Source organism: Nocardia acididurans (genome assembly GCF_016741815.1).
Classification (GTDB): domain Bacteria; phylum Actinomycetota; class Actinomycetes; order Mycobacteriales; family Mycobacteriaceae; genus Nocardia; species Nocardia acididurans.
Genome location: NZ_JAERRJ010000012.1, coordinates 151,961 through 174,594, shown reverse-complemented (window position 1 = coordinate 174,594; position 22,634 = coordinate 151,961). Strand labels below are relative to the sequence as shown.

At 67.9% G+C, this 22,634-nt stretch carries 18 protein-coding genes; 8 read left to right on the top strand and 10 right to left on the bottom strand.

Annotation, left to right across the window (positions count from 1 at the left end; genetic code table 11):
• Positions 1–16: 16 nt before the first annotated feature.
• The 3 genes from JK358_RS29450 (at position 17) to JK358_RS29440 (ending at position 4,740) form a co-directional block, all read left to right on the top strand.
• On the top strand, positions 17–355 hold the full coding sequence (locus tag JK358_RS29450) for a DUF4233 domain-containing protein (protein WP_201954412.1): 339 nt from the start codon (positions 17–19) through the stop codon (positions 353–355).
• 88 nt (positions 356–443) lie between these two features.
• On the top strand, positions 444–860 hold the full coding sequence (gene ndk, locus JK358_RS29445) for a nucleoside-diphosphate kinase (protein ID WP_201954082.1): 417 nt from the start codon (positions 444–446) through the stop codon (positions 858–860).
• Positions 861–1,320: 460 nt separating this feature from the next.
• Complete coding sequence (locus JK358_RS29440; RefSeq protein ID WP_372440746.1) at positions 1,321–4,740, top strand: translation initiation factor IF-2 N-terminal domain-containing protein; 3,420 nt, start codon at positions 1,321–1,323, stop codon at positions 4,738–4,740.
• 53 nt (positions 4,741–4,793) lie between these two features.
• Here the strand turns inward: JK358_RS29440 and JK358_RS29435 are convergent, their stop codons facing one another.
• Positions 4,794–5,198, bottom strand: a complete 405-nt coding sequence (locus JK358_RS29435) for a DUF3224 domain-containing protein (RefSeq protein ID WP_201954079.1) — start codon at positions 5,196–5,198, stop codon at positions 4,794–4,796.
• 336 nt (positions 5,199–5,534) lie between these two features.
• Here JK358_RS29435 and rplU point away from each other — a divergent pair, with 336 nt between their 5' ends.
• From rplU to JK358_RS29410, 5 genes are all read left to right on the top strand, one after another.
• Entirely contained in the window at positions 5,535–5,846 is a 312-nt protein-coding gene (rplU, locus tag JK358_RS29430; RefSeq protein WP_181581435.1) for a 50S ribosomal protein L21, read from the top strand.
• Between the two features lie 46 nt (positions 5,847–5,892).
• Complete coding sequence (gene rpmA, locus JK358_RS29425) at positions 5,893–6,159, top strand: 50S ribosomal protein L27 (protein ID WP_201954078.1); 267 nt, start codon at positions 5,893–5,895, stop codon at positions 6,157–6,159.
• Between the two features lie 137 nt (positions 6,160–6,296).
• The gene (obgE, locus tag JK358_RS29420) at positions 6,297–7,751 is read left to right on the top strand and encodes a GTPase ObgE (RefSeq protein WP_201954075.1); all 1,455 of its coding nucleotides are present in this window, start codon (positions 6,297–6,299) and stop codon (positions 7,749–7,751) included.
• A gap of 73 nt (positions 7,752–7,824) precedes the next feature.
• Positions 7,825–8,946 (top strand): glutamate 5-kinase, encoded by a 1,122-nt coding sequence (gene proB, locus JK358_RS29415; RefSeq protein WP_307817805.1) that lies wholly within the window; start codon positions 7,825–7,827, stop codon positions 8,944–8,946.
• Positions 8,947–9,293: 347 nt separating this feature from the next.
• Positions 9,294–9,821: a DUF4254 domain-containing protein gene (locus tag JK358_RS29410; protein WP_201954071.1), complete on the top strand. Its 528-nt coding sequence runs from the start codon at positions 9,294–9,296 to the stop codon at positions 9,819–9,821.
• A gap of 73 nt (positions 9,822–9,894) precedes the next feature.
• On the opposite strand, the gene JK358_RS29405 is transcribed toward JK358_RS29410, so the two are convergent.
• The 9 genes from JK358_RS29405 to JK358_RS29365 form a co-directional block, all read right to left on the bottom strand.
• Positions 9,895–13,971: an nSTAND1 domain-containing NTPase gene (locus JK358_RS29405; RefSeq protein WP_201954068.1), complete on the bottom strand. Its 4,077-nt coding sequence runs from the start codon at positions 13,969–13,971 to the stop codon at positions 9,895–9,897.
• A 48-nt stretch (positions 13,972–14,019) separates the two neighbouring features.
• Entirely contained in the window at positions 14,020–15,117 is a 1,098-nt protein-coding gene (locus JK358_RS29400) for a methyltransferase (RefSeq protein WP_201954065.1), read from the bottom strand.
• A gap of 83 nt (positions 15,118–15,200) precedes the next feature.
• Positions 15,201–15,374 (bottom strand): hypothetical protein, encoded by a 174-nt coding sequence (locus tag JK358_RS29395; protein WP_201954062.1) that lies wholly within the window; start codon positions 15,372–15,374, stop codon positions 15,201–15,203.
• Positions 15,371–15,664 carry a hypothetical protein gene (locus JK358_RS29390; protein WP_201954059.1) on the bottom strand — a complete coding sequence of 98 codons (294 nt, stop codon included), beginning with the start codon at positions 15,662–15,664 and terminating at the stop codon, positions 15,371–15,373. The genes JK358_RS29395 and JK358_RS29390 overlap by 4 nt, the downstream gene beginning before the upstream one ends.
• Before the next feature lie 84 nt (positions 15,665–15,748).
• Positions 15,749–17,869: a RecQ family ATP-dependent DNA helicase gene (locus JK358_RS29385; protein ID WP_201954056.1), complete on the bottom strand. Its 2,121-nt coding sequence runs from the start codon at positions 17,867–17,869 to the stop codon at positions 15,749–15,751.
• A 98-nt stretch (positions 17,870–17,967) separates the two neighbouring features.
• Positions 17,968–19,191, bottom strand: a complete 1,224-nt coding sequence (locus JK358_RS29380; RefSeq protein ID WP_201954053.1) for an RtcB family protein — start codon at positions 19,189–19,191, stop codon at positions 17,968–17,970.
• Between the two features lie 45 nt (positions 19,192–19,236).
• Positions 19,237–20,028 carry a hypothetical protein gene (locus tag JK358_RS29375; RefSeq protein WP_201954050.1) on the bottom strand — a complete coding sequence of 264 codons (792 nt, stop codon included), beginning with the start codon at positions 20,026–20,028 and terminating at the stop codon, positions 19,237–19,239.
• Between the two features lie 77 nt (positions 20,029–20,105).
• Entirely contained in the window at positions 20,106–21,329 is a 1,224-nt protein-coding gene (locus tag JK358_RS40150; RefSeq protein ID WP_201954047.1) for a glutamate ABC transporter substrate-binding protein, read from the bottom strand.
• Positions 21,330–21,373: 44 nt separating this feature from the next.
• Positions 21,374–22,597 (bottom strand): glutamate ABC transporter substrate-binding protein, encoded by a 1,224-nt coding sequence (locus JK358_RS29365; protein ID WP_201954041.1) that lies wholly within the window; start codon positions 22,595–22,597, stop codon positions 21,374–21,376.
• Positions 22,598–22,634 lie beyond the last annotated feature (37 nt).

Genomic DNA, 22,634 nt, shown 5'->3' with positions numbered 1-22,634 from the left:
GGGCCTGCGCGGCGTCATGGCCGGAACCCTGGTCCTCGAGGCCATCACCGTGCTGCTGGCCCTGCCGGTCATCAGCGCGGTGGGCGGCGGCCTGAAGTGGTGGTCCATCCTCTACGTGGTGGGCCTGGCCGTGGTGATGTTTCTGGGCGCGGGCATGCAGCGCAAGCCCTGGGCCATCCCCTTCAACCTCGGTCTGCAGGTGTTGCTGCTGCTCGGCGGCATCATCCACCTGTCGATCCTGGTGATCGGCGTGGTCTTCATCGCCGTCTGGGCCTTCATCCTGATCCTGAAGTCCGACGTCCAGAAGCGCATGGACGCCGGCCAACTCCCCAGCCAGCGCATCTCCGGAGCCTGAGTCTCGCGAGATCAGTTGTCGCGTCCGCGAGCCTTTTGCTCGCGGGCGCGATTCTTTGTTATGTCTACCTGCCCGTTAGGCTGACCGCGTGACTGAGCAGACGTTGGTACTGATCAAGCCCGACGGCGTTGCCCGCGGCCTGATCGGCGAGATCATCACCCGCATCGAGCGCAAGGGCTTGAAGTTCGCCGCCCTCAAGCAGTTGGACGTCTCCGAGGAGCTGGCCGGCGAGCACTACGCCGAGCACGCCGAGAAGCCGTTCTTCGGCTCGCTGATCGAATTCATCACCTCGGGTCCGGTCGTCGCGGCCGTCCTCGAAGGCCCCCGCGCCATCGCCGCGTTCCGCCAGATCGCCGGCGGCACCGACCCCGTCGAGAAGGCCGTCCCCGGCAGCATCCGCGGCGACTACGCCCTCGAGACCCAGTACAACCTCGTGCACGGCTCCGACTCGCCCGAGTCGGCCAAGCGTGAAATCGGCCTCTGGTTCCCTGAGTTCGCTCTCTGAATCCCGAGCTGAGGACCCCGCACCCGCAGGTGCGGGGTCGCTCGCATATCTCGCCCCCGTGCGACTCGCGACGGCCCGTCCTGGGTTCATCGGCGCGACGGTTCCACCGGGTGTGGGATACTGGCTCTGGAAGTAGCCGACGCCCACCGTTTGCGGCAGGCCGGAGCCACTACCGATTGACACCGCGGCACGACGGACGATCATCGCTGCCACCGACAGCTCCCAAGACTCGGCTGGACGGCGGCACGCTGGATGAACGCTCGAACCGCGGAGTTGAGCCAACAGCCAGGCTCCGCGTGACCAGTTAGCCCGAACGACGACAACACAGGTGGTAACGGGCCACACGGAGCGAAGACTTATCGACCCGTGCCCGGGAGGGTAGCGGGTACGAAACGACAGCGCCCCCGCGTCGGCCGCGTCACTCCTCGGAGGGACGCGCCCGGGGGCCCGAGGAGAATTCGTGGCCGATCAAGAGCCGCTGGAAACATCGCAGACGAACAGTGTGGGGGAGGCCGCGGGGAACAACCCGGCTGCCGAACAGTTGCCGGAACGGATCCGCGTGCACGCACTGGCCAAGCTGCTGGGTGTCACCAGCAAACGCATCCTTGCCCACCTGACCGAGATGGGCGCGCAAGCGCGCAGCCCGCAATCGAGCCTGGACCGCACGGTCGCCGAAACCGTCAGAGACGCCTTCGGCCCGCGCACGGTCGAGGGCTCCGAGGCCCCGCGGGCCATCACCGAGACGACGGTCGACGAGGCCATCGCCAAGGGCGACGACCGCGCGGCCGACGAACTCGCCGCCGAAGAGGTCGAGGAGGCCGAGACGGCGCAGGCCGTCGCCGACGCCGTCACCGCCTCGGAAGCCGCGCTCGCCGCTGCCGAATCCGCGCCCGGCGCCCGCATCGGATCCCTGTTCACGAACGTCCCCGCCGCCGAGCCCGCGCCCGCCGCCGGTTTCGCCCCGCAGCAGGCGCTGTTCACCAACCCCTTCCAGACCAGCCCGTTCCAGCAGCAGGAGCCCGCGCAGGTCGAGGAGCCGGTGCAGTTCCAGCCGGCCTCGGTGGCCGCGCCGCTGTTCCAGGCCCCGGATGTGGCGGCCGCCGAGGAGGCCCGGCGCAAGCGCCGCGCCGACCGCAAGGCCCGCGCCGAGGAGCGCGCCGCCGAGGACAAGACCGCCGAGGTCCGCGCGACCGAGACCAAGGCCGCCGAGGAGAAGGCCGAGGACACCGCGTCCGAGGACGACGCCGAGTGGACCGACGAGTCGAACCGTGAGGAGCGCGGCGAGGGCACCTCGCGGCGTCGCCGCCGCGGCCGCCGTGGTCGTGGCCGTGGTCGCGGCGAGCAGAACAGCGATTCCGACGGCGACGAGTCCGAGGACGAGACCGACGAGTCGGCCGACACCTCCGAGGCCGACGACCAGGCCGACGACGCCGACGACGACGAGGATTCGGCCGCCGTGCCGGAGGGCTCGAGCAGCCGTCGCCGCCGTCGCCGTCGCCGCCGCAAGGGCGGGGACGACACCGAGGTCGAGGCCGCCGAGGACGATCCGCCGAATACGGTCGTGCACGAGCGCGAACCGCGTTCCAAGCGCCGCGCCGCCAAAGAGGTGGACGAGGTGCAGGGCATCAGCGGTTCCACGCGCCTCGAGGCCAAGCGTCAGCGCCGCCGCGACGGGCGTGAGGCCGGTCGCCGCCGCCCGCCGATCCTGACCGAGTCGGAGTTCCTGGCTCGCCGCGAATCGGTGGACCGCGTGATGGTGGTGCGCGAGAAGACCTTCCCCGAACATCCGGCGGCCACCATCCAGGTCGCGGTGCTCGAGGACAACATCCTGGTCGAGCACTTCGTCACCAGCACCGGGTCGGCCTCGATGGTCGGCAATGTGTACCTGGGCAAGGTGCAGAACGTGCTGCCCTCGATGGAGGCGGCGTTCGTCGATATCGGCCGCGGCCGCAACGGCGTGCTGTACGCGGGCGAGGTGAACTGGGAGGCCGCCGGTCTGGGCGGCAAGGAGCGCAAGATCGAGCAGGCGCTCAAGCCCGGTGACACCGTGCTGGTGCAGGTCTCGAAGGATCCGGTGGGCCACAAGGGCGCTCGCCTGACCACGCAGATCAGCCTGGCCGGTCGCTTCCTGGTGTACGTGCCGGGCGGCACCTCCACCGGTATCTCGCGCAAGCTGCCCGATACCGAACGCAAGCGGCTCAAGGAGATTCTGCGCGATATCGTCCCGCAGGACGCTGGCGTCATCATCCGCACCGCGTCCGAGGGTGTGCACGAGAACGAGCTGGCCCGCGATGTGGAGCGCCTGCAGCAGACCTGGCGCACCATCGAGGAGCAGGCCAAGAACAGCTCGGGTGCGCCCAAGACGCTGTACGAGGAGCCCGACCTGCTGGTCAAGGTCGTCCGCGACCTGTTCAACGAGGACTTCTCCAAGCTGGTCATCGAGGGCGACCGCGCCTGGACCACGGTGGAGAACTATGTCCGCACGGTCGCTCCCGACATGCTGGCCCGCGTCGCGCGTCACGATCAGAGCGGTGTCGACGTGTTCGGCGCGTTCCGCATCGACGAGCAGCTGGCCAAGGCGCTCGACCGCAAGGTGTGGCTGCCCTCGGGCGGCACCCTGGTGATCGACCGCACCGAGGCCATGACGGTCATCGACGTCAATACCGGCAAGTTCACCGGTAGCGGCGGGTCGAACCTCGAGGAGACGGTCACCCGCAACAACCTCGAGGCCGCCGAGGAGATCGTGCGGCAGATGCGCCTGCGCGATATCGGCGGCATGATCGTCGTCGACTTCATCGACATGGTGCTCGAGTCCAACCGGGATCTGGTGCTGCGCAGGCTCACCGAGGCGCTGGGCCGCGATCGCACCCGCCATCAGGTCTCCGAGGTCACCTCGCTGGGCCTGGTCCAGATGACCCGCAAGAAGCTGGGCACCGGCCTGGTCGAGGCGTTCTCCACCACGTGTGAGCACTGCCACGGCCGCGGCATCCTGGTGCACAACTACCCGGTGGAGTCGGCTCCGGCCGAGGAGGGTGTGGGCCGTCGCGAGGGTTCGCGTCGTCGTCGCAAGGACCGCGGTGGCGCGGCCGCCGAGACCCCGGCCGTCGAGCCGCAGGTCGAGGAGAAGGCCGAGCCGGTCAAGGACGAGGGCAAGGGCAGCGAGAAGGCCGCCGCCAAGCGCGCCCATCCGGTCGCCCTGGCCATGGCCGCGCACCACCACGCCGAGGACGAGGACGTCGACCACACCGATCTGGAGGCCGTGGACGCGGCCGCCGTGATCGCCGACGACGCCGCGGCGGAGGCCGCCGGAATCGCCGACGAGGTGGCCGCCGCCGAAGCCGCCGTGGCCATCGCCGAGGTCGCGGGCGTCGACGCTGTCGCCGAGGTCGCGCAGGCGAACGAGACCGCCGAGGCCGGGGCCGTGGAGGCCGCGCGCGCCCAGGACGAGGTCGTCGCCAAGGCCGCGACCAATGGCACCGCCCGCGCCGCGCTCGCCGCGGAGCAGGTAACGCCCGCTCAGCAGGAGGCCGCCGACGAGGTGGTGTCCGCCGAGGCGATCGAGGCCGCCGCCGAAGCGTCGATCCTGGTGACCGAGGCGCAGGCCGCGAAGCCCGCGGAAACCGAAGCGGCCGAACCGAAGCCGGCCGTGGCGGAATCGGATGTCGCGGCCCCCGCGCGCCGTCGTCGCCGGGTGGCCCGCACGGCGGCTGCTCCGACCACCGAGAGCAAGGGCGCGGTCTTCGTGCTGTCCAGCGCGGATCAGCCGCAGACCCCGGCCTTCTCGCTGGAGGACATCGCCCCGGCCGAGGTCGCACCGCGTGCGCGCCCGCGCCGCCGCACCGCCGGCCGTCCGGCCGGTGCCCCGGAGGGCGGCAACTGAGGTTCGAATGACGAAGGCCCCGCTGGAAATCCAGCGGGGCCTTCGCTGTCGCGTCAGAGCTCGTACTCGAACCAGATCCGGTGCGTCCCGTCCGCGTCGACGGCGATGCCGCCGCCCCCGCTGATCCCCGCCAGCTCGCCGGTGCCGCTGCCTCGGACGATGACGAAGAATTCGTCGAGACGGTCGGACCCGGTGGTCGAGGCCGAATGCGCGAAGTTGAACGCCCCGGCCTTCCCGTCGACCGTGCCCTCGAAGGATTCCATCGCCAGATAGGTGCCGACGCCGGAAGCCTGATCGAACGTGGATGTGAACAAGGTCGCAGCCCGCCCGCTGATCTCACCCTCGAACACCTTCTCCATATGCGATACCCCCGTCGCGAGCGCGGTCGGGATGGCCGGATCAGGGACGATATCGGTGGGAGTGAATGACTTGACGCTGAAGGTGCCGGTTGCTCGCATGGGAAAATCCTGTCACGCACCGCTGCGCCGGTCTTGTAAGAAGACGACACGGTATTCGGGGGTTCGGGGGCGAAGCCCCTGAGAGCCCCCACGAGAGTGGCGGCCCCCAGTTTGGAGGGGGTGGTTCCGGTCCTGTAGTCTTGGTCAGTCGCTGCCAGGTGACAGCAATCTGCTGTGACCATCGCGCTGAAGGTGCCCGATCACCTCGAGAGCTACCAGGCGCTGAGCGGCAGGATTACCAGACCAGTCTGCGGCGGTTTTCGGTGCGAACCGATCAGCCAGCCGTGTGAGCAGAGTGCGTAAGCACTCGAAGACAGAGAGAAGGGCAGCCGACCGATGGCAACGTACGCGATCGTCAAGACCGGCGGAAAGCAGTACAAGGTCGCGGTCGGTGACCTGGTGAAGGTCGAGAAGATCGAGGGTGAGCCGGGCACGTCCGTGTCCCTGGCGCCGGTGCTGGTTGTGAACGGCGCCGAGCTGACCACCGATGCTGACAAGCTGGCGAAGGTCTCCGTGTCCGCCGAGGTCGTCGAGCAGACCAAGGGCCCGAAGATCCGCATCCACAAGTTCAAGAACAAGACCGGCTACCACAAGCGTCAGGGCCACCGTCAGAAGCTGACGGTCCTGAAGGTCACCGGCATCAAGTAAGAGTTCCGACCAGGGGTTCGCACCCCGGCACGAGGAGTACTGAGACATGGCACATAAGAAGGGTGCATCCAGCTCGCGCAACGGTCGCGACTCGAATGCCCAGCGGCTCGGTGTGAAGCGCTTCGGCGGTCAGACCGTCAAGGCGGGCGAGATTCTCGTTCGTCAGCGCGGCACCCACTTCCACCCCGGCGTGAACGTCGGCCGTGGCGGTGACGACACCCTGTTCGCCCTCGAGGCGGGCGCGGTGAAGTTCGGCACCAAGCGTGGCCGCAAGACGGTCAACATCGTGGTTCCGGAGCCGGTGTCGGCCTGACGCCGTCCCGGAGCTTCTCCACAAACTTTCCGAAGCGGGTCAGGGTGCAGAAACACCCTGGCCCGCTTTGTTGTTTCCGACACACGAGCAGTAGCTGGATTCCAGCCGACATGTCCTGAAGGAGGATGATCAAAGCCATGTCCAAATTCATCGACCGTGTCGTTCTGCACGTGCGCGCGGGCAAGGGTGGGCACGGGTGTGCTTCGGTGCGCCGTGAGAAGTTCATGCCGCTCGGCGGTCCGGACGGCGGTAACGGCGGCAACGGCGGGGATGTGATCCTCGAGGTCGACCCGAATGTGCACACCCTGTTGGACTTTCACTTCCATCCGCATGCCAAGGGCGGCAACGGCAAGCCCGGTGAGGGCGGTAACCGCAATGGCAAGCAGGGTGAGGGCTTGCTGCTGAAGGTGCCGGACGGCACGGTCGTCATGAGCACCGACGGTGAGATCCTCGCGGATCTGATCGGTGCGGGCGCGACCTATGTGGCGGCCCAGGGCGGGCGCGGCGGTCTGGGCAATGCGGCGCTGGTGTCGAAGGCGCGCAAGGCTCCCGGTTTCGCACTGCTCGGCGAGGAGGGCCAGGAGCGCGAGCTGGTGCTCGAGCTGAAGTCGGTGGCGGATGTGGGCCTGGTGGGTTTCCCGTCGGCCGGTAAGTCGTCGCTGGTGTCGGTGCTGTCGGCGGCCAAGCCGAAGATCGCGGACTACCCGTTCACCACGCTGGTGCCGAATCTCGGTGTGGTGCAGTCGGGTGACACCACGTTCACCGTCGCCGATGTGCCGGGTCTGATCCCGGGTGCGAGCGAGGGCCGTGGTCTGGGCCTGGATTTTCTGCGGCATCTGGAGCGCTGCGCGGTGCTCGCGCATGTCGTGGACTGCGCGACGCTGGAGCCGGGCCGCGACCCGATCTCCGATATCGATGCGCTGGAAGCCGAATTGGCCGCCTATCAGCCCGCGCTGAAGGGTGACGCCGGTCTGGGTGATCTGGCGGATCGCCCGCGCGTGGTCATCCTGAACAAGGCCGATATCCCCGATGCCGACGAGCTGGCGGATTTCGTGGAGCCGGAGCTGGCCAAGCGTGGCTGGCCGGTGTTCAAGATTTCGGCGGTGAGCCGGGAAGGCTTGCGCCCGTTGACCTTCGCGCTGGCCGAGATGGTCGCCGCGTACCGTGCGGCGCATCCGAAGGCCGAGGCCAAGCGGCAGATCATCCGCCCGGTTGCCAAGGGCGACAGCGGTTTCCGTGTCATCCGGGATCCGGAGGTGGAGGGCGGCTTCATCGTCTCCGGTGAGCGGCCGGAGCGCTGGGTGCATCAGACCCAGTTCGACAACGACGAGGCCGTGGGCTACCTGGCGGACCGTCTGGCCCGGCTGGGCGTCGAGGAGGAGCTGGTCAAGCTGGGTGCCGAGCCGGGCGCGTCGGTGACCATCGGCGATTACGTCTTCGACTGGGAGCCGTCCATCTCGGCGGGTGTCGAGACGCTGATGACCCGCCGCGGCGTGGACCCGCGGCTGGATCAGACCGACCGCATCAGTGCTGCCGAGCGCAAGCACGCCTCGCGTGTGCGCCGCGGTCTGGTGACTGAAGACGAAGAGTAGGAACATCTTTCGGGTGCGGCGCCGCGTGGGACGCGCGGCGCGGGCGAATTGAGGTGTGGTGCAAGTGAGTTCGATTGGTACGAAGGTGACCGAACTCAGTGAGGCGCGGCAGGCCGTCGCGTCCGCGCGCAGCGTGGTCGTGAAGATCGGGTCGTCGGCGCTGACCAGTCTCGAGGGCGGCCTGGACATCGACCGGCTGGATCGCCTGGCCGATGCGGTGGAGGCGCGCATGCGGGCCGGGTCGGATGTGGTGGTGGTGTCCTCCGGCGCCATCGGCGCGGGTATCGCCCCGCTCGGATTGTCCAAGCGACCGAAGGATCTGGCGACCAAGCAGGCGGCGGCGAGTGTCGGTCAGCTGGCGCTGGCGCACGCCTGGGGTACCTCGTTCTCCCGCTACGACCGGGTGGTCGGGCAGGTGCTGCTGTCGGCGGGCGACTTCGGCCGTCGCGAACACCATCGCAATGCCCAGCGCACCCTGGATCGCCTGCGGTCGCTGCACGCCATCGCGGTGGTGAACGAAAACGACACTGTCGCAACGGAAGAGATCCGCTTCGGCGACAACGACCGGCTGGCCGCGCTGGTGGCGCACCTGGTCGGCGCGGACGCCCTGGTGCTGCTCTCGGATGTGGACGGCCTCTACGACGGCGACCCGCGCAAGGGTGACGCGAACTTCATTCCGGAGGTGCGCAGCAGCGCCGATCTGGACGGCGTGATCGCCGGCAGCGGTGGCGCGCTGGGTACCGGCGGGATGGCCTCCAAGCTCTCCGCCGCGCGGCTGGCCGCGGACGCGGGTGTCCCGGTCCTGCTGGCCGCCGCCTCGGATGCGGCCGCGGCGCTCGCGGGCGCGACGGTCGGCACGGCTTTCGCCGCGCGCCCGGTTCGCCTGTCGGCCCGCAAGTTCTGGGTCCGCCACGCCGCCGACAGTCATGGCGCGATCCACTTGGACGACGGTGCCGTCCGTGCCGTAGCCGACCGTCGCCACTCCCTGCTCGCCGCCGGTATCACCGATGTCCGAGGCCGTTTCTACGGTGGCGACGTCGTCGATCTCGTCGCTCCGGACGGCCGTATCGTCGCCCGCGGCGTGGTCGCGTACGACAGCGTCGAGCTGACCGCCATGAAAGGTCGTTCCACCAGCGAACTTCCAGATGCGATGCAGCGTCCCGTCGTGCACGCCGATGATCTCGTGAAGGTCTGATTCGGCACCGCGCTAACAATTCCGATGTGTCGGTTTGTTATTGCTCTTTCCGGCCGGATGATCTTCTCGCACAGGGCATTTCGCCCATCGGATACCGGTCATCCTCCTTGGAACATGGCGTGTCGTTCGGCGCGGCGGGTGAATGGGCAGTGGAAGGCCACTGTAAGGGCGGTGGGAAGTCCGCGGCTCCGGGTCATTCTGTAACTGCACCCGGCGCCGCATCGAGATGTGCCCTTCGCCGATAGCGGTTGCCAGGATCCGGCGCGGTCCGCCCTTGCCGCGCCGGGCTCGCGGTCCGGCAACCGTCCACGGCGCCGGGTGCGCCCGCTTTGCCGTGGAGGAAACGCATGTACGTTCCGGACAGCACACCCATCTGGCGGGCGAGCGGCCGTACCGACGTGGCCCTCCTGCCCGACTGGCACGAACTGCTGGCCGCCTTCTGCGGTCACATCGGCGACCAGCCCGACGACCACCCGGTGACCCGCTGGGCCCGCGGCCTCGCCGAACTCCACCTGGAACGCCGGCACCGCCGGGGCGACGCCGGTGGTATCGATGAGCGACGCGCACAACTGGTTTCGCATATCGATGAATGGGTGACTGCCCGTGCGCGTCGGCGGGGTGTGACACGGACGGAATCCCTGGGCTCGATGGTGGATGCGATGGCCGCCGCGCAGGTGCGCGCCGTCCATCTGCTGCGCACGGCCGAGAAGGTATCCGACGAACAGGTGCACGCCGCCTGGTTCCTGCTGGCCCAGATGGCCGACGGCTGGACCGATCTGGCCGCCGGCGTGGTCGCGCCGCGCGCGCAACGTGGTGAGGCGGCGCGCCGCCCGCACGGGAACCACGGGGAGACGGAGGAGCGCCGGACGGCGTGACGGCAGCGCCGATCCGGGTGCCACGGCGCGCCGTCGCGCTGTCCGGTGCGGGGTATCTCCCGTATCGGACGGCTCAGTCGCACGGCGGATCGTAGGACAGTCGCGGAAGGTACTGCTCCCACAGTTCCGGTGTCCACATCTCGCCGGTGATCGCGCAGATCCGGTCGATGGCGTGCTGAACATCCAGGTCCCACAGGCGGATCTCGCCGCCCTCCCGCGCTCCGGCGAGGATTCGATCGCCCGGTCCGAAGTCGATGCTCCAGGAGACCGTGCCCGGGTCGACGATCGGCCCACCGATCCGGCGGGGCCGGGCGGGATCGGAGTAGTCCCACAGTTGCACCGTGCCGTCCCCGCCGCCGATGACCAGCGTCCGGTTGTCGGCGCTGAATCCGATGAGGCCGGACGAGATCGGGTTCACGGTGACCGCCGGGCCGAGGCGGGCCGGGTGCGCGGGGTCGCTGATATCCCAGCTCTGCACGGTCGCTCCGTCGCTGACGAGCATGGTCCGCAGATCCGGGGTGAAGTGGAAATACAGGGTCGGCCCCGCGGGTGCGTTCAGTACCTCCCCGAGGCGGCGCGGGTGCGCGGGGTCGGCGATATCCCAGATGGATACGTCGTAACCGTCCGAGTCCGCGAGCGAGAACGACCCGCCGGAGTAGACGGCGAGGGTCTTGTTCCCGGGACCGAAGACGGCGGTTCCATTGCCCCACGCGGTCGGAATCGTGGCGTCTATCGGGACCGGCCGGGTGAGATCGGACAGATCCCAGAGCCGGATCTTCCCGTCCTCGCTGGTGGCCATCATCGTCCAGTCGGGGCTGGGCATGAACTGGTGCTGCGTCGACGGTCGTTCCCAGGTGCCCCGTGGCCGGATGCGCGCTGGATCGGACAGGTCGAGCAAGGTGGTCGGGGTGGATTCGCTCGTGCTGACCAGCAGGGTGCGACCGTCGGGCGACAAGGCGAAGCCGTGCAACCCGGGCTGCAGCCGGTACTCGCCGATTCGGTTCGGCGCCAAGGGGTTCCGCGCATCCCAGACGGCGATTCGCCCGTCGGTGGACGCGGTGACCATCCGCTCCCCGGTGCTGTCGAACAGCGGGCGGCTGGGCCAGCCCGCATGCCCGTCGAGCACGGTGGCGGGCAGCGACCAGACGAGCAGTTCGCCGCCGGTGCTGATGCCGGTCAGGGTGTTCCCGTCCGGACCGAAGGCGAGGCTGTTCGGTCCGGCGGTACACGGGCGTTCCGTCCCGCGCCACATGCAGGTGGATGCTCCGAGCGTCAGGTTCGCACCGATGCGGACGGGTGCGTCCGGTTCGGCGATGTTCCACAGCGTCGCGCTGTCACCGCTGCCGGTGGCCAGGACTCGCCCGCCGCGCCCGAAGGTCAGCCCGTCGAGCGCGGAGGCGCCGGTGTCCAGGACCGGTCCGGTCGCCCGCGCGCGGACGGGGTCGCTGATATCCCAGAGCTGTACTTTTCCGCTGTCTCTGCCCAGGGGTTGCATCGAGGAGTTGCCGCTGCCGATGGCCAGCAATCGACTGTCCTGATCGAAGGCGATCTCGTTGATGTCCTCGGTGGGGCCGCGCAGTTCACCGGGGATCCTCGCCGGAGCGGCCGGGTTGGCGGTGTTCCACAGCTGCACGGTCTCCATGGATTCGGTGGCGCCGGGCCCGATCAACGCCACGACTTCGCGGTTGGGGCTCAACTCCATCCGGGAGTAGTACCGGAACTCCGAGTTGTTCGAAAGCGGCCAGGACGCACCGGGAATCGGTGTCGTGGGTGTGCTGATATCCCACAGCCGCAGGCGGGATCCGGTCAGCGACAGCATCGTCCGGCCGTCTGCGAGGAAAACCGCCGGTCCCGCCGTCGTGTCCTCGGGTTCGCGCAGTGTCGCGAGTTCGCGGGGGCTTTCGGGGTTGCTCACATCCCAGAGTCTCGAGGTCCACACGTTGGTGCCCCAATCCACCTCCTCGGTGCACATTTTCGTGCCGTCCTGGCTGAAGGTGGCGCTGTAGACCCCGGGAATGGGGTTCGGCAGCTTCCGGGCGTGCAGCGGATCGCGGACGTCCCACAGTTGCAGGGTGTTGCCGCCGATGGACGCCAAGGTGCGGCCGCCCGGCAGGTAACCCACCCAATCGCCCATGTCATCGTGGCCGGGCAGGGATTTGGCCAGTGGAATATGTTGTGTCTGAAGCAGTTTGGATTCGACGTCCGGGTCGTCGGCCCGCAGCTGCCGCGCCACCAGATACAGCTGCGCGGACAGGGCCGGATTCGACGACCAGAGACGGTTGGCTTCGGCGACTACGGCGGCGAAAGTCTGGTTGTCGTGCTGCTGCCGGACGGCTCGGGTTTGGGTGTAGGTGGCGAAGCCGAGGATCAGCAGGATGACGCCCAGCAGTGCGAGTATCGCTTTGCCCCTGGATGATCGGCGGCGTGCGCGTGTCCGGGCCGTGGTGCTCGCGGTGAGGAACTCGCGGGCGAGCGGGCCGGGTGCGGGCGGATCGACGGAATCCAGGACCTGCTGCAATCGGACGCCGCTGTAGAGCAGCGAGGGTTCGCGGTCGTTCGAATCCCAGTCCGCCGCATCGGCTTCCAGGCGTTGCCGGACCAGGTATCCGACTCGATCGGCGTCGATCCAGCCGCGCAGTCGCGGCCAGGCGGTGAGGACGATCTCGTGGGTCAGGGCCACCGCGTCGGCGTCCAGCGCGATGAGCCGTGCGCTGGAGAGCAATTCCACTGCGGCCGTGGCATCGTCGGAGTCGTCGGCGCGCCGCAGCAGTTCGGCGCGGTGGCCGATGCGGCGGGTATCCCGCGCATCCTCGCTCACCGTGACCAGGGCCAGCAGGATCTCGCGCGCGGCGAGCTGCTGGCCGGGAGTCAGCTCGTTCCAGGAGTTCTCGGCGGTGTCGGCGACCGAGCCGGTGACGCCGCCTGCCTTTCGGTACCCGGCGACGGTGAGGCGGCGGCCTTCGCGGCGCTGCCAGGTGGCGGCCATGACGTGGGAGAGCAGGGGCAGTGCGCCGGGATCGTAACCGCGCTGCTCGGGATGCGCTCCGGCGCCGCACAATTCGGTGATGACCAGCTCTTCGAGGCCGGGCTCCAATTCCAGGCCGACGGCGCGGGCCGGGCCGGAGATGGCCTGGGCGAGTTCGTCCATCCGCATCGGCCCGAGCAGGTAGCTGCGGAGCTCGAGGGCGTCCTGCAGGACCGGATAGGTCAGGCAGTGGCCGTAGAAGTCGGCGCGTACGGCGATCACCACGGTGATCCTGCTGTCGGCACGGGTGGCGTGATCGTTGAGCAGGTGCAGGAATTCGGCGCGTTCACCGTCGTCGGCGCAGACGGTGAAGAGTTCCTCGAACTGATCGACGATGAGCAGGCGTCGCTCGGTGTCGTCCTGTGCCGGAACGGTTTCGGTCTGGGCCTCGGCTTCGGGCTCGGCCTCAGCGTCGGATTCGGATCCGGGCTCGGCGTCGGATTCGGGCTCGGCTTCGGGCTCGCCGAGGGCGACGCGCAGGGCGGTGACCGGATGCGCGCCCGGAGTGCAGGAGGTGATCGTCCACTCGGCGAGTGCCGAGGGCAGGCCCGCCGCGAGCAGTGAGGACTTCCCGGCCCCCGAAGCACCCACCACCGCGATGATTCCCACTGCGCCGCCGGCTGTTTCGCGCACCAGGGCGGCGAGTTCCGCCGTGCACCGGCTCCGGCCGAAGAACAGTTCGCGATTCTCCGGCCCGTACGAGGTGAGGCCCGGGTACGGGCAGGGCGCCTCGGTGTCGGCCTCGGGGTTCCAGGTGGTGGCCGCATGCCAGAGCTTCTTCCATTCCCGGATCTCGCCCAGTTCCCGAGGAAGCGATCGGCCCGATGCCCGGGCCAGGTCGGCGAGGGTGAGGACCACCGGCACCAGGGATTCGAAGCGGGCCGGGACATTTCGGCCGGTTCGCCAGTCGCTGATGCGCTGCGGGGACGCACCGCCGGGCCGGTTGCCCTGCGCGGCGCGCATACGCGCTTCGGCCCCGGTTGCGACGCGCCGCAGGGTCGGGTTTCCCGCCGCGGCATAGAGTTCGGCGAAGCGCTGGGCGAAAAGCTTGCGCGGAGACGCCGTTCGATCCTCGGACCCGGCGCTTCCGGCCGGTTCCGCGCTCGATGTATCCCCCTCGGTCATGGGGACAATGTAGCGACACGCTGGCGCGGAGCCGTCTGATATGTTCGCTTACCGCATCGGGCGGGCCTCCACGACGCTGTCGGCCGAGGCGGTGGGCACCACGCGTGTGAGCGCGAATCCGCTGCGGGCCAAGAGGTTTCCGTACTCGTCGCGGGTGCGTTCACGACCGGGGGCGTTGACCAGCATCTCCAGGTCGATGAATTTCGAAGCGTGCGGGCGCTTGTGTGCGGGCAGCACCATCTCGATGAGCAGCAGGGTGGCCTCGGGATCCATGGCGGCGCGCGCGGTGCGCAGGAGGTGTTCGGCCTCGGTGTCGGACCAGTCGTGGACGATGTGCTTGAGGATATAGGCGTCCCCGCCCTTGGGGACGGTGTCGAAGAACGACCCGGTTTCCACCGTGAGGCAGTCGGTGAGCTCGTGCCGATTGATCTGATCCTGAAGTCCCGCAACGACTTCGGGCAGGTCGAAGATGACGCCGCGGCGGGCCTCGGTATGGCGCAGGATCTCGATCAGCAGGCTGCCGTGCCCGGCCCCGACATCCACGATGGTGCCGAAGCGCCCGAAATCGTAGGCGGCCAGCAGCGGAGCGATGGCCAGATTGCTGACGCTGGTCATGGCGCGATCGAACAGTTCGCCGAGTTCCCGGTGCTCGGCGGTGTAGTCGAAGAAGCTCATCCCGTCCAGCACCGGCCCCACGGCGTGCCCGGTGCGCACGGCATCGTGCAGGTGACTCCAGTGTCCGCGGTGATATTCGGAACCGAAGAACAGGAACAGATCTCGCAGCGATACCGGCGCGTCGCCACGCAGCGCCCGCGAGACACGGGTGAGCGCGTACGCGCCGTCGGTGCGCTGGGCGAACACCTCGAAGCTGATCAGTACCCGCATGAGCCGGCGCAGCCCGTCCTCGTCCGCGCCGATCGTGCGCGCGAGGTCGCCGGGCTGTCGAGGTCCGGCGGCCAGGGCGTCGGCGATGCCGAGTGCGGCGGCGGCGTGCACCGCCTGGGCCAGGAACCCGCCCATCTGGATCTCTCGCAGCGCCACATGCCCGGGTACGAGCCGGCGCTGGAGCGCGGCCAGCCGGTGGCGGATGCGGTCGACCGCGTGAATCACCGGCAGCGGCGGGACTTTCGGAAGTGTGGACGCCATGACGCCTCCAGGGTTGTGCGGCGACTGCGGTGTCCCGAGATTACGTCGCCTGCCCTGATGACACGCCGTTAACCAGCGGTTTCCTATCCGCCGTAGAACCGGACCACATCCTCGCCCGGGTCGACCCCGGCCGCGCCGTACCCGGAGGCCCCGGGCTCGGTCGCCACGGTTTCGATCCAGCGGTCCGGTTCGGGCGGTAGCTCACGCCAGCGGGCTCGCGGGTCGAAGCGGGTACGGACGGATGTCGGCTCACTCATGATCGGTCTCCTTCCACGCCCCACAGCGTACGACCGGAACGCCGGTGACGCGGGCCGGTTGCCGGGTGCGCCGCGCGGAAGGTGACACCGGTGGCCGCGTCCCGGTGCGGGCGGCCGGAATCAGTTGGGGGAGAAGGCCGCGGAATTCTCACGAACCCACTGGTGGAAGCTGCGGGCGCGGGTGCCAGCAGGGTGGCGGTGGTGTCGGCGATGACGGCGGGACGTTCGGAGGCGGTGGCCCAGAAGTCGGGCAGGGATCGAATCAGCGGAGCCGGCATGTACTCGGCCATCTGCGCGCGGGCCTCGTCGGGCGTGATGCGGCGGGTCTGAAGGACCGTGGCCCGGCGAAGCGACCGCCAACTCTGTGACCGTGGTCAGGAGGGTGTGGCCAGCGCGAACGGCAGCACCGCCAGTGCACCCGCCGCCCGTAGTGTCCGTGCCGCCATGGTCAGGGTCCAGCCGCTGTCGGTGAGCGAGTCGACCAGCAGGATCGGTCCGTCGAGATCGGTGAGATGCGGTGTCTCCCAGGCATTGTGCAGCGCCGCCACCCGGTGCGCGGAGTTGGCCGCCGAGACGGGCGGCAACTCGGGCCGCAGTCGCAGCACGCCGAGATCCCGCAGCCGTCCGACCTGTGCCAGCCGCGCGGCCAGTGAGGCGGCGAGGATCGGATGCGTCGCGGCGTCCATGGCCATGACGGCGGTGGGTCGCTGCGTCCAATCCCATTCCCGCAGTACGACTGTGCAGGCGCGGAACACTTCCTCCGGCACCGGCCCATCGGGTGCGTCCAGCAGGGCCCGCAGCCGCTGCCCCCACCCGAGATCGCTGAGCCGCCCGAGCACCCGCCCGGTCTCCGGACCGTCGGATATCTTGCCGGACAGCGAGATTCCCAGCTTCGCCATGCCGGTCGGCCACTGTTTGCGCGGTGCGAGATCGATGCCCGGCCGATCCAGCCGGGTGCGGATGGCACTGAGTGCTTCGGCGTCGACCGCGGTGTCCAACCGGGTGCCCGTGCAGTTGTCGCATCGCCCGCAGCCGGGGGAGTCGGCCGTCAGCCCCGGATCGTCCAGCTGCCGCCGCAGGAAGTTCATCCGGCACTCGCCGGTGGCCTGATAGTCGATCATGGCGTGCTGCTCGGCATTTCGCGCCGCGTTCAGCCGCTCGTACCGCTCGGTGTCGTACACCCACGGTTCCCCGGTGGCGATCCACCCGCCGCGCACACGCTTGACCGCCCCGTCCACGTCGAGGACCTTGAGCACCATCTCGAGCCGGGAGCGATTGAGTTCCACCAGCGGTTCCAGCGCGGCCGTCGACATGGCGCGATCGAAATCCAGGTTCTCCAGCACCAACCGCACCACATGCTCACGCGGGAACGCGACCGAGGCGAAATAACTCCAGATCTGCCGATCCTCCGGCCCCGGCAGCAACACCACCTCGGCGCGCTCGGTGCCACGCCCCGCACGCCCCACCTGCTGGTAATAGGAGATGGGCGACGACGGCGCTCCCACATGCACCACGAATCCGAGGTCGGGTTTGTCGAACCCCATCCCCAGTGCGGATGTCGCGATCAACGCCTTCACATCGTTGTTCAGCAGCGCGGCCTCGAGCGCTTCCCGCTCGGCCGGATCGGTCTGCCCCGTATACGCGGCGACCTTGTGCCCGTGCGAGTTCAGCACGTCGGCCAGATCCTGCGCGGCCGCGACGGTGAGCGCGTACACGATTCCGGACCCCGGCAGCTCCCGCAGATGATTGCTCAGCCACGCCGTCCGCTCGACAGCGTCCGGTATCCGCACGACCGCCAGATGCAGCGACTCCCGATCCAGACTTCCGCGCAGCACGAGCGTGTCCGTCCCGATCTGCGTCGCGACATCGCTCACCACACGATCATTGGCCGTCGCCGTCGTGGCCAGCACCGGAACATCGGACCCCAGATCCGCGATGAGCGTCCGAATCCGCCGGTAATCGGGCCGGAAGTCATGCCCCCAATCGGAGACGCAGTGCGCCTCGTCGATCACCACCAGCCCCGCATCCGCAGCCAGCTTCGGCAGCACCGCATCCCGGAAATCCGGATTGTTCAACCGCTCCGGACTGACCAGCAGTACATCCACATCCCCCGCCGCGACCTGCGCGTGAATCTCGTCCCACTCGGTCACATTCCCCGAATTGATGGTCGCCGCAACAACTCCCGCCCGCTCCGCCGAGGCCACCTGATTCCGCATCAACGCCAGCAACGGCGAAACGATCACCGTCGCACCCCGCCCCTGCGCCCGCAGCAGCTTCGCCGAGATGAAGTACACCGCCGACTTGCCCCACCCCGTGCGCTGCACCACCAGCGCCCGCCGCCCCTGCACGACCAGCGCCTCGATGGCAACCCACTGATCCTCCCGCAGCCGGGCCTCCGGCCCGGCCAGCTCCCGCAGTAGCCGTTCGGCATCCTCCCGCAGGTCACCGGGGCCAGAGGTCATGGTGTCGGAATCGGTCGAGGTCACGCGCTCCATCGTGCCTCACGCCACCGACACCCGACCCCGCGGCGGCACCTTCGCACCCCCCAACGCAAAAGCCGGCGGCAGCCTTCGCCACCGCCGACCCCTGCGCCTCACCCCTTGACGCACAGCACCTGCCGCAGCGTAGCCACGACATCCACCAGATCCCCCTGCGCCTCGATCACCGCGTCGATGTCCTTGTACGCCGCCGGAATCTCATCCAGCACGCCGATGTCCTTCCGCGACTCGACCCCTTCGGTCTGCGCCACGAGATCGGCCACCGTGAACTGCCGCTTGGCCGCGTTCCGGCTCATCCGCCGCCCCGCCCCATGCGAAGCCGACTGATACGACGCCGGATTCCCCTTCCCGCGAACCACATACGACCGTGTCCCCATGGACCCCGGAATCAACGCCAGATCCCCTTCACCTGCCCGCACCGCGCCCTTGCGCGTCACCAGCATGGGAATCCCATCGATGACCTCTTCGGCGACATAGTTGTGGTGGCAGCTGATGGGTTCATCGAACCCGACCTCCACCCCCGCGAACTCCTCCCGCACGGCCTTGCACACGAGCGCCAGCATCACAGCCCGATTCCGAGCCGCATACTCCTGCGCCCACATCAAATCCCGCCGATAAGCGTCCATCTCCGAAGTCTTGGCCAGGAACACAGCCAGATCCCGATCCACCAGATTCTGGTTGTGCGGCAGCGCCCGCGCGATAGCCATATGCCGCTCCGCGAGCTCCTTCCCGATATTCCGGCTCCCGGAGTGCAGCAGGATCCACACACGCTGTTCGGTATCAATGCACAATTCTTGGAAATGATTTCCGCTTCCAAGAGTGCCGATCTGCCTGTGCGCCTTGGATTCCAGCGGCTGAACGCCGGGATGCAGCGAACCGAACGACTTCCAGAACCGATCCCATCCGGCTCGCCGTGTCGTCCCCGCTGCTCGCTGACCGTACATCTCGGCCTCCAGCCGAAGGGTGTCCACCGGTTCCTTGTGTACCGAGAACCCCACGGGCACGGCCGCTTCAATTCGAGATCGCAGCGAGCGGAGATCGTCGGGCAACTGCGAAGCGGTCATTGAAGTACGGACCGCCTCCATACCGCATCCGATATCGACACCCACCGCGGCAGGCGCGACCGCATCCTTCATGGCGATGACAGACCCGACCGTGGCACCCTTTCCGAGGTGCACGTCGGGCATGACTCGGACACCATGCACCCATTCCAGCCGTGAGATATTCCGAAGTTGCTGCAGCGCAACCGCTTCGATCTCGTGCTCGTGGGCCCACATGAGTGTCTGCGCCTTCGCTCCGCGCAGCTCGACGGGAAACATCGTCCGGTCCTTCCTCTTTCTCTCTGATCACCTCAACCGTAGGGATCACGGCCCATTGAGCGCACCCGAATTTCGGAGCCGCCACCGTCTCAGATTCACGCTCTGCTCGGTTCGCCCCAGCAACTGTGCCGATTCCTTGATCGATCGACCTGCCAGCATGGCGTCCTCTTCGGGTGTCCATGCTGTTTGCTGCCGCCCGAAGCCGGAGTGTGGCGGTTGCCATTCGAGAACTGCGCGTGCGGCGATCCGCTTCCGTCGCATGGCCAGACAGCCTGATGGATAGCACCATCGGGCGAGTGCAACGGCTGACGTGTTGGTCACCATGATGTTGAACGCGCTGTCACGCTTGTTTCGTCGTGCGGTGCGTGTGACGCCGCAGACCGCACGCACTTCGGCGCAGAAGTGCTGCGCGATATAGGGGCTCGCGGTGACGAGGCTGATGAACGGATACCCCTGGGCGGTGAATCCGATTGATCCGTCTCCATCGATTATTCCGCGAAGGTAGTCGGGTCTGGAGTAGATGGCAGCAGGAGGACGGATCTCAGCGGACTTCTTTCCAGTCGGTACTCCGCACTGCTCAAAGAATGCACGTACATCCTGGTCATAGACGTTAAGCCGTTGCGAGACATACGCAGTCTTGAAGTTGGTGTCGCGAACTCGGCTTCCGATGGATGAACAGCATGGTAGATGACGCTGAAGTCGTGGCAGCAGGTCGGCATCGCGAATCGAGATCTCGAGCGTCAACCGACCCTTACCGGCAGTGCTGCCGGAGTGCGTTCCATCGGTCTGGAACAGCCCGACCATGTACGAGACCTCGGGAGATGTGAGTTCGAACATGGCCGGAACCGTATCGTCTCGAACTCGTGTTCGAGGCGATACGGCCAACGCTGTCCGATTGAACCCTTTTGTCCCCGTTAGGGTTCGACGAAGTCGGCGTCGAGGGAGCAGAGTTTCCATTCGCCGTTGCGGCGGACCATGGTGCCGGTGTAGTCGATGTCTTTGAAGTAGTGGCGGTATTTCTCGGGGACGTTGGTGAAGGCTTCGTGGAAGATGAAGGTGGCGGAGTTGGGGTCGGATTGGGTTACGCCGGTGACGGTGTTGGTGAAGCCGGCGTTCTTTACTTCGGTGGCGAGGGTTTTGTCGTATTGGGGGGTGTAGTGGGTGACTATTTCGTCTATGGCGTCGGCGGTTTCGGGGCAGACGAGGGTGCGGAAGCCTTCCCAGTCGCGGGCGTTGGAGGTGGCGGCTATGGCGCGGGTGGCGCTGAGCAGGGCGGGGTCGAGGGTGGTGGGGTCGGTGGGGGTGAGGGCTTTGTCGGGGGCGTTGAAGACCAGGGGGGCGGCGAAGGGTTTGTAGCCGGTGGCGGAGAGGTTGGTCTCCATGGATTTCCGCCAGGTGCCGTCGGCGATCATCATGCGGATTGCGGAGGTGATGCGGGCCTGTAAGTCGGTGTCGCCCTTGCGGATTCCCACGCCGTAGCGTTCGCGGGTGAAGCGGTGGCCGACCACCTTGAGGGTGCCGACGTGTTCGGCGGCGAAGCCGGCGAGGATGACGTCGTCGGTGGTGACGGCGTCGACGGTGCCGGTGATGAGGTCGGCGACGCATTGGGCGTAGGTGTCGCGGGTGGTGAGCTGGACGCTCTTGGCGAAGCTGCGGCGGATCTTCTCGGCGGAGGTGGATCCCTCTGCGGTGCAGACGGTTCGGCCGTTGAGGTCTTCTGGGCGGGTGATGGAGCGTTCGCTCTGGCGCACCAGGAGGTCTTGTCCGGCAAGCAGATACGGTCCGGCGAAGGAGACCAGCTGCTGGCGTCCGGCGGTGATGGAGTAGGAGGCCACCACGAAATCGACCGCGCCGGAGCTCAACAGGTTCTCGCGCTGGTCGGAGCGGGCTTCGCGCCAGGTGATGTGTTCGGGTCGCACGCCGAGTTTGCCCGCGATGTAGACGGCGGTGTCGACGTCGAAGCCCTCGGGTTTGCCGTCCGCGGCGCGGGTGGACAGTCCGGGCTGGTCGAATTTGATGCCGACGGTGAGGGTGCGCGGCGGCGGTTCGGGAGCGGCGGTGTCGGGCCTGGGCTCCTGTCCGCAGGAGGCGAGTACCAGACCGGCCGTGACCGCGGCCGTGCGGAAGACACGTTTCATCGATCCGATCTCCTCACTGTGAACAGATTGGGTGACAAGGGAATTCAGGGTTCGACGAAGTCGGCGGCGAGGGCGCACAGTTTCCACTCGCCGTCGCGCCGGTTCATGGTGCCGGTGTAGTCGATGTCCTTGAAGTACTGCTTGTACTTGTCGGGCACCTTCGAAAAGGTTTCGCGGGCAAGGAAAGTAGCGGTATCGGGCCCGACCTGGCTGATGCCGTTGATGGTGAAGGTGAAGGTGGTGTCCTTGGCCTCGGCGCCGAGGTTCTCGTCGTACTGCGGGGTGTACTGCATGAGGAACCGGTCGATGGCGTCGGTGGTCTCCGCGCAGGTGAGCCGGCTGAAGGCTTCCCAGTCCTGCTTGTTGGCCAGGTCGGCGACCTGGTCGACGGCCCGCACGAGTTCGGGGTCGAGTTCGGTGATGTTTCCGGCGGCGACCTGCTTGTCCGGTGCGTTGAAGACGGCCGGCGCGGGCATGGGCCGATATCCGGACGGTGTCAGGTTGACGGTCATGGAGCGCTGCCAGGACCCGTCGGCGATCATCTCCTGCAGGGCCGAGGTGATCTGGCCCTGGAGTTCGGTGTTCCCCTTCTTGACCCCGACCCCGTACCGCTCCCGGGTGAACGGCCGCCCGACCACCCGCAGCCGGTCCGGATGCTGGGCGGCGTATCCGGCGAGGATGACGTCGTCGGTGCTGACGGCGTCCACCCGTCCGGCGAGCAGATCGTCCACGCAGGCCGAATAGTTCTCGCGCGTGGTGAGATTCGCGCCGGGGGAGAAGTCCTTGCGGATGGTGTCGGCGGAGGTGGATCCTTCCGCGCTGCAGACGGTGCGCCCGTCGAGGTCTTCGGCCCGGGTGATCCCGTTCTCGTCGGTGCGCACCAGGAGGTCCTGTCCGGCAACGAGATACGGCCCGGCGAAGGACACCTGCCGCATCCGGTCGGCGGTGATGGAGTACGAGGCCACGATGAAGTCGACCGCTCCCGCGGTGAGCATCTTCTCGCGCTGGTCGGTGGGCGTCTGCTTCCAGGTGATCTTCTCGGGTTTCACGTGCAGTTTGTCGGCGATGTAGCGCGCGGTGTCGGCGTCGAAGCCCTTGGGCAGTCCGCTGTCCTGCATGACGGACAGCCCGGGTTGATCGAATTTGATGCCGATGGTGAGCGAGCGGTCCCCGGTCGCCACATTGGGCACCCGCTCGTCGTCGCTGCCGCAGGCGGCCGTCATGGCCAGACCGGCCGCCAGGGTGGCGGCGAGGATCGCGCGCGTCATCGAACTGATCTCCTGTCTGCTACGCGGATTAGAGAAG

Coding starts and splice junctions, on each gene's coding strand:
- JK358_RS29450 (WP_201954412.1), top strand. CDS start 17: ATGGCCGGAACCCTGGTCCTCGAGGCCATCACCGTGCTGCTGGCCCTG.
- JK358_RS29435 (WP_201954079.1), bottom strand. CDS start 5,198: ATGCGAGCAACCGGCACCTTCAGCGTCAAGTCATTCACTCCCACCGAT.
- rplU (WP_181581435.1), top strand. CDS start 5,535: ATGGCAACGTACGCGATCGTCAAGACCGGCGGAAAGCAGTACAAGGTC.
- rpmA (WP_201954078.1), top strand. CDS start 5,893: ATGGCACATAAGAAGGGTGCATCCAGCTCGCGCAACGGTCGCGACTCG.
- obgE (WP_201954075.1), top strand. CDS start 6,297: ATGTCCAAATTCATCGACCGTGTCGTTCTGCACGTGCGCGCGGGCAAG.
- JK358_RS29410 (WP_201954071.1), top strand. CDS start 9,294: ATGTACGTTCCGGACAGCACACCCATCTGGCGGGCGAGCGGCCGTACC.
- JK358_RS29405 (WP_201954068.1), bottom strand. CDS start 13,971: ATGACCGAGGGGGATACATCGAGCGCGGAACCGGCCGGAAGCGCCGGG.
- JK358_RS29400 (WP_201954065.1), bottom strand. CDS start 15,117: ATGGCGTCCACACTTCCGAAAGTCCCGCCGCTGCCGGTGATTCACGCG.
- JK358_RS29395 (WP_201954062.1), bottom strand. CDS start 15,374: ATGAGTGAGCCGACATCCGTCCGTACCCGCTTCGACCCGCGAGCCCGC.
- JK358_RS29390 (WP_201954059.1), bottom strand. CDS start 15,664: ATGGCCGAGTACATGCCGGCTCCGCTGATTCGATCCCTGCCCGACTTC.
- JK358_RS29385 (WP_201954056.1), bottom strand. CDS start 17,869: ATGGAGCGCGTGACCTCGACCGATTCCGACACCATGACCTCTGGCCCC.
- JK358_RS29380 (WP_201954053.1), bottom strand. CDS start 19,191: ATGTTTCCCGTCGAGCTGCGCGGAGCGAAGGCGCAGACACTCATGTGG.
- JK358_RS29375 (WP_201954050.1), bottom strand. CDS start 20,028: ATGTTCGAACTCACATCTCCCGAGGTCTCGTACATGGTCGGGCTGTTC.
- JK358_RS40150 (WP_201954047.1), bottom strand. CDS start 21,329: ATGAAACGTGTCTTCCGCACGGCCGCGGTCACGGCCGGTCTGGTACTC.
- JK358_RS29365 (WP_201954041.1), bottom strand. CDS start 22,597: ATGACGCGCGCGATCCTCGCCGCCACCCTGGCGGCCGGTCTGGCCATG.